This is a genomic window from Rubellimicrobium roseum, assembly GCF_006152145.1.
Taxonomy (GTDB): Bacteria; Pseudomonadota; Alphaproteobacteria; order Rhodobacterales; family Rhodobacteraceae; genus Rubellimicrobium; species Rubellimicrobium roseum.
Genome location: NZ_VDFV01000132.1, coordinates 1 through 1,954, shown reverse-complemented (window position 1 = coordinate 1,954; position 1,954 = coordinate 1). Strand labels below are relative to the sequence as shown.

1 protein-coding gene is annotated in these 1,954 nt (G+C 62.2%); it reads left to right on the top strand.

All coding sequences use genetic code 11. The annotated features are described in order from the left end of the window. Positions 1-418: 418 nt before the first annotated feature. Positions 419-1,954 (top strand): Ig-like domain-containing protein (locus tag FHG71_RS23140; RefSeq protein WP_176559611.1); only part of this gene is annotated, 1,536 nt, incomplete at its 3' end.

Genomic DNA, 1,954 nt, shown 5'->3' with positions numbered 1-1,954 from the left:
CGCGCAAACGGTCCAGAGCAGGGCGGGACGCAGGGTCCACACGGGGTCCTCGTGGCAGCGGGTCAGCGGAGTGGTTCGTTCCTGTTTTGTTCTAGCTGACGAGGTCGTGAGTCAAGAGGGTGGCTCGCGTGACGACAGCACACCGTCGTCCCCAGCCTACACCGCCAACACGGCACGAAAGGCCACCACACACTCGGACCCACAACTCGTTTTTATGTTTACATTGTGGCATTCCGGTAAGTAGCTTTGCCGCTTAGGACTCCACGCCACACGTTAGGCCTGTGGCACAACTGCTCGCCCTGAGTCACGTCGAGGGGAACGTCACGCCCGGCGCACATGCGGGGGCTGATCTCGACGTCGTCTGCCGGCCCTGAGGCTCTCACTCACTCTCCATCACTTTGAACCTTCTGGTGGTACCATGACCCTTCCGACTGCTGTCTCGTCGCGGATCGCCATTTATGGCGCCAATGCCCTTGCTGCCGTCGCGGGCAGACTCACGGGTACGGACCCGGAGGGTCAAACGCTCACGTTCGCGCTCTTGAGTGGAGATGCACCGGAGCACGGCAGCGTCACAATTAACTCAGATGGAACCTACACTTATACGCCTACCGCGGAATACCTGGGCTCAGACAGCTTTTCCTTCCAAGTGACTGACACCGAAGGCGGCACCTCCACAGCGACCGTGGCGATCACCATTGCCGAGGAGGCCCCTCTCACCATCAACGGCACCGCAGGCCATGACGTGCTCATCGCCGAGAATGTCGATCACATTGTGACCTATGGGGGTGAGGGTGTTGATCTGATCACCGGTGGGTGGGGCGCCGAGGTTCATGGCGGCTCTGGGAACGACGATCTGACCGGACAAGACAGTAGTTCCCTGTTTGGTGACGACGGCGACGACCTGCTTACTATTGGGGGGACAGGCGGTGGGTACGCGTATGGCGGCGCCGGAGATGATACGCTCAGAGGTAAGGTTGGCGCAGATCACCTCTACGGGGGTGAAGGCGATGACATGTTCTTTGGCGGCAGTGAAGGTGCCAGCGAGATTTATGGGGGTGCCGGCAACGACACTATAAAGAGTAGGTCTGGCGCTGGCGACAATGTGCTGGATGGAGGCGACGGTGATGACACTCTCTATGCCGATGGCGGAAATGCAGGTGGCGGAGCCGGACATGACACCCTGGTCGACTTAGGATCGGGGGATGGTGATGGCGGCAATGACACCCTGACGGGAACCTGGGATGACAACCATCTTAGGGGCGGGGCTGATGATGATTGGATCAACGGCAGGGAAGGCGATGACCGCATCTATGGCGGCACTGGCACCGACTTCCTCAATGGCAGCTTCGGCAACGATCATGTCTGGGGCGATGACGGCCACGACACCCTCTCCGGCGAGGCCGGCAATGACACCCTTGACGGAGGCCTTGGCAACGACCGCCTGGGCGCGGGCACCGGGCTTGACCAACTCTCGGGCGGGGAAGGCAACGACATCCTGACCCTCAGAGGCGTGGAGGCGGGTGACACGGCAGATGGGGGCTTGGGCACGGATAGCCTGTGGATCACAGGCGGCAGCACTGGCGACCGCATCACCGTCTCGGGCGAGGGTGCGGTCGTCAACGGGACGGCCATCGGCACAGGTTTCGAGCGGTTTCAGTTCTATGGCGAGGACGGCAACGACACGCTGACGGGCGGCAGCGGGTCCGAGTTCTTCTACGGCGCGGCTGATGATGATGGCCTGTTCGGAGGTGGTGGCAGCGATGCTCTGTTCGGCGAGGCGGGGAACGACACTCTCATCGGCGGCCGGGGCGTCGACCGTGTGCTCGGGGGGGCGGGCAGCGACCTGTACGTCGTCGAAGATCCTAGCGACACGATCGTTGAGGCCGCAGATGGCGGCACAGACCAGGTCAACGCCTGGGTCAGCCTGACACTGGCGTCTGAGGTGGAGAACCTC